General features: G+C 29.9%; 5 protein-coding genes and 1 pseudogene. All 6 read right to left on the bottom strand.

The features are described from left to right. Positions 1 to 479, bottom strand: a pseudogene (locus tag ACRDBA_RS15660) (primosomal protein N'); the annotation flags it as partial. Positions 480 to 545: 66 nt separating this feature from the next. Further along, complete coding sequence (gene coaBC, locus ACRDBA_RS15655; RefSeq protein WP_438573860.1) at positions 546 to 1,745, bottom strand: bifunctional phosphopantothenoylcysteine decarboxylase/phosphopantothenate--cysteine ligase CoaBC; 1,200 nt, start codon at positions 1,743 to 1,745, stop codon at positions 546 to 548. After that, positions 1,745 to 1,963 (bottom strand): DNA-directed RNA polymerase subunit omega, encoded by a 219-nt coding sequence (rpoZ, locus tag ACRDBA_RS15650; RefSeq protein ID WP_438573859.1) that lies wholly within the window; start codon positions 1,961 to 1,963, stop codon positions 1,745 to 1,747. The genes coaBC and rpoZ overlap by 1 nt, the downstream gene beginning before the upstream one ends. Beyond that, a complete protein-coding gene (gene gmk / locus ACRDBA_RS15645; protein ID WP_438573858.1) occupies positions 1,944 to 2,585 on the bottom strand; it encodes a guanylate kinase in 642 nt (213 codons plus the stop codon). The genes rpoZ and gmk overlap by 20 nt, the downstream gene beginning before the upstream one ends. Further along, entirely contained in the window at positions 2,585 to 2,854 is a 270-nt protein-coding gene (gene remA, locus ACRDBA_RS15640; RefSeq protein WP_008678315.1) for an extracellular matrix/biofilm regulator RemA, read from the bottom strand. The genes gmk and remA overlap by 1 nt, the downstream gene beginning before the upstream one ends. Before the next feature lie 14 nt (positions 2,855 to 2,868). Then, positions 2,869 to 3,750 carry a YicC/YloC family endoribonuclease gene (locus tag ACRDBA_RS15635; protein ID WP_438573857.1) on the bottom strand — a complete coding sequence of 294 codons (882 nt, stop codon included), beginning with the start codon at positions 3,748 to 3,750 and terminating at the stop codon, positions 2,869 to 2,871. Positions 3,751 to 4,088: the final 338 nt, after the last annotated feature.

Genomic DNA, 4,088 nt, shown 5'->3' with positions numbered 1-4,088 from the left:
TCCTTAGTTAATTGTGCCTTTGTGTATAATCCATTATTAAGCTTTATGAAATTTAATATTTTTATATAATCTTCACTTTTCTTATTATCTACTATATCTCTTACCCATACTATAACTTTTTTACTTTTGTTTTTAGTTCCTTTTAAAACTCCATGAGGTATTAATAGCCTTATGGCATCAATATATTTACACAAGTAATTTTCTCTTAAAAAATCTACTAGCTTTAAATCATCATTACTTAGTACCTCATCTTCAAAAGTTATAGATTTTAACTTTTTAATTCTTATTCCTTTAATAGGCTCTTCCTCTTTTATTCCTAATACAAATCCATCTATTGGATTGTTTTTAACTCCAAAGGGAACCTTTACTAATTGACCTATTTTTATAAATTCTTTTAATTCCTCTCCTATTTCATAGGTAAAGGGTTTATCTATATCTAAAGCATCACTATTTACAATTACTTCTGCATATGTTTTCAAAATTATATCACCCTTTGCTTAAGGTTTATTATATTAAAATACCTATATAGAAGAAGAAAGCGCAATTTAGCGCTTTCTCAAAATAGTTTCAAAAATATTTGAAGCTACCTCTCTCTTGCTCATCTTTTCTAGAGAAATTTCTTTCCCTGTCTTGTCTATGATGATTACCTTGTTATCATCACTTCCAAAGCCTGTTTCAGTACTAGTTATATCATTAGCAACAATATAATCTAAATTTTTCTTTTCAAGCTTTTTCTTTGCATTTTCAATAACATCATTACTTTCAGCTGCAAAGCCTACTAATATTTGATGATTTTTTAATTCACCAAGTAACATTAATATATCATTATCTCTAGTAAATGTTAAAGTTAAATCCCCAGCACCCTTTTTAATCTTTTTCTCGCTATACTCTTTTGCCTTATAATCTGCAACTGCTGCAGATTTAATAACAATATCACTATTATGGAAATGTTCTAAAATAGCTTTTTTCATTTCCTCATTAGTAGTTATTTTTACAAGCTTAACGCCCTTAGGTGGTATTAAGTTTGTCGGCCCTGATACTAATACAACCTCTGCCCCTCTTTCAACTGCCTCTTCAGCAATTGAATATCCCATTTTCCCAGTAGATTTATTAGTTATAAACCTTACTGGATCAATTGGAGATTGAGTAGGTCCTGCACTTATTAAAACTTTTTTACCAGATAAATCTCTAGTCTTTTCTTCTTTATTAAGTTCAGATAAAATTCTTTCAACAATTGTATTAACATCAGCTAGTTTGCCCTTACCAACATCACCACATGCAAGTCTTCCTGATGCAGGTTCTATGAATTCATAGCCAAAACTGCTAAGCTTTTTCATATTATCCTGAACTATAGGATTCTCATACATATTAGTGTTCATTGCTGGTGCAAAAATAACCTTTGCCTTTGTAGCCATAATAGTAGTTGATAGCATATCATCAGCAATACCATTAGCAATTTTACCTATAATATTTGCAGTTGCAGGAACTACAACAAACAAATCAGCCTTTTGAGCTAATGAAATATGTTGTATTTCCCATGCCTTTGGCTCTGCAAACATATCGGTTATAACCATGTTTTGACTAAGTGATTGAAAAGATAATGGAGTAACAAATTGTGTTGCTGAGTCAGTCATAATAACTCTTACATCAATGTCTTTTTTTCTTAAGGCACTAACTACGTCTAGCGCCTTATATACAGCAATTCCTCCACTTACACCTAAACATACACACTTTTTATTCATGATTATTTATTTCCTTCTTTTTCCCTAGTGTAGCCAACAGCACCTTCATTAACTTCGTTTATAGCTATTGTTAATGGCTTATGTGACTTTGTATATATAAGTGGTTCATTACCCTCTATTAATTGTCTTGCTCTTTTTGATGTAACTATAACTAGTGAATATCTGTCTTCTACCTTTTGAAGTAAATCCATTATTGATGGATTAATCATAGAGTTGTTCATGAATTAAGCCCTCCTTAGAATCTAATATTGTATGATCTTTCATTCTATCTACTCTACATTTTTCAGCTGCTATTATTCCTTCTACTTTACTAACAGCAACATCTAAAGTATCATTTACAACTGCATAATTGTATTTAGAAACATAATTTATTTCTTGATATGCAGATTTAAATCTTCTCATTAGAGATTCTTCTGTTTCGCTTCCTCTCTTAATGATTCTTTGTTTTAATTCTTCCATTGATGGAGGAAGAATAAATATAAATACTCCCTCACTAAAGTTTTCTTTAACTTTAAGTGCTCCTTGAATATCAATTTCTAATATAACATCTTTGCCTTCTTCAAGCATATTTTCCACATTAGATTTTGGTGTTCCATAGCAGTTACCATAAACCTCAGCATATTCTAGGAAGTCTTCTTCGTCTATCTTTTGCATAAAAGTTTCCTTAGTTATGAAGTAATAATTCACACCATGGACTTCACCCACTCTAGGGTTTCTTGTTGTTGCAGATACTGATAGGAATAAGTTATCATTTTTCTCTAATAATTCCTTACATATAGTACCTTTACCAGCACCTGACGGGCCTGAAATAACGATTAATACTCCTCTTTTTGTCCCATTCATTATTCATCAACCTCATCTACAGCTTCATCCTTAGCAACTAATCTATGCGCAACTGTTTCTGGTTGAACTGCTGATAAAATAACATGATCGCTATCAGTGATTATTACTGCTCTAGTTCTTCTACCATAAGTAGCATCTATTAGCATTCCTCTATCTCTTGCTTCTTGGATAATTCTTTTTATAGGCGCTGATTCTGGACTTACAATTGCAACAAGTCTATTTGCTGAAACTATATTACCAAAACCAATATTAATCAACTTAATTCCCATGGTTCTCCTCCTAATTATTCAATATTTTGCGCTTGTTCTCTAATTTTTTCAATTAGATTTTTTATGTTAATGACTAAATTAGTCATATCCATATCACTTGACTTAGAAGCTATAGTATTTGCTTCCCTATTCATTTCCTGAATAATGAAGTCTAACTTTCTTCCTATTTGCCCCTTATCTTCAAAGGTTTTTCTCATTTGGCTTATATGACTATTAAGACGAGTTATTTCCTCATCAACTGCAGCTTTATCTGAAAGTATTGCTACTTCAAGTGCTATTCTGCTTTCATCTATATCTACCCCTTGAAGAAGTTCTGCTAATCTATTTTCTAGCTTCTTCTTGTAAACTAAAGGAACTCTATCTGATATAACAGCAATCTTAGATACTAATTCTTCTATTTCTATAAGTTTACTTAAAATATCTTCCTTAAGTTTTTCTCCTTCAACTTTTCTCATTTCTTCCATCATTGAAAGGGATTTTTTTATTAGAGGATTTATTATTTCCCAAATTTCATCAATAGATTCCTCTTCTTCAACAATAGAAATAACTTCTGGGAATCTAGCAATTTGATTTATTGTAATATCATTTTTTACACTAAGATTCTCTTCTATTTCTTTTAAACAACTTAAATAGCTTTTTGCTAATTCTAAATTAACTTTAGCTATGCTACCATTTACTGAATAACTTTTTTGATTTATAAATATATCAACTTTACCTCTTGATAAAGTATCATTTACTATCTTTCTTATTTCTTCTTCTAAAGCTATTATGCTTTTAGGCATTCTAACATTAACATCTAAATATCTACTATTTACACTTTTCATTTCTACTGAAAATAAATATTTGCTGCCTTCTTCACTACTCGCTCTTCCAAAGCTAGTCATACTTTTAACCATAATTCCCTCCAAATTTCTTATATAATTTTTTGAAGTATATATATTATTGTTAAATTTTCAAAATACATTATAAATATATTAGTAAGATTATATAGCTTTTATATTTTAAATATCTATCATATATATTACTTTATAAATAATAAATTATTCCGTAGTAAAGTGTCAATATTCTGTTCATAAATTGTTAATATTTTATTTTTAAATCGAGTAGGAGGTAGATAATTATTTTATCTACCGACCTCTCACACCACCGTACGTACCGTTCGGTATACGGCGGTTCATTAGAATTTAATGCATCATTTGATATGTTTGTGTTAGATTAACAAATCCTAGTGATT

Origin of the sequence: Clostridium sp., from assembly GCF_051654825.1 — a bacterium.
Lineage (GTDB): Bacteria > Bacillota > Clostridia > Clostridiales > Clostridiaceae > Clostridium.
This window is presented reverse-complemented; position numbering and strand designations above follow the sequence as displayed.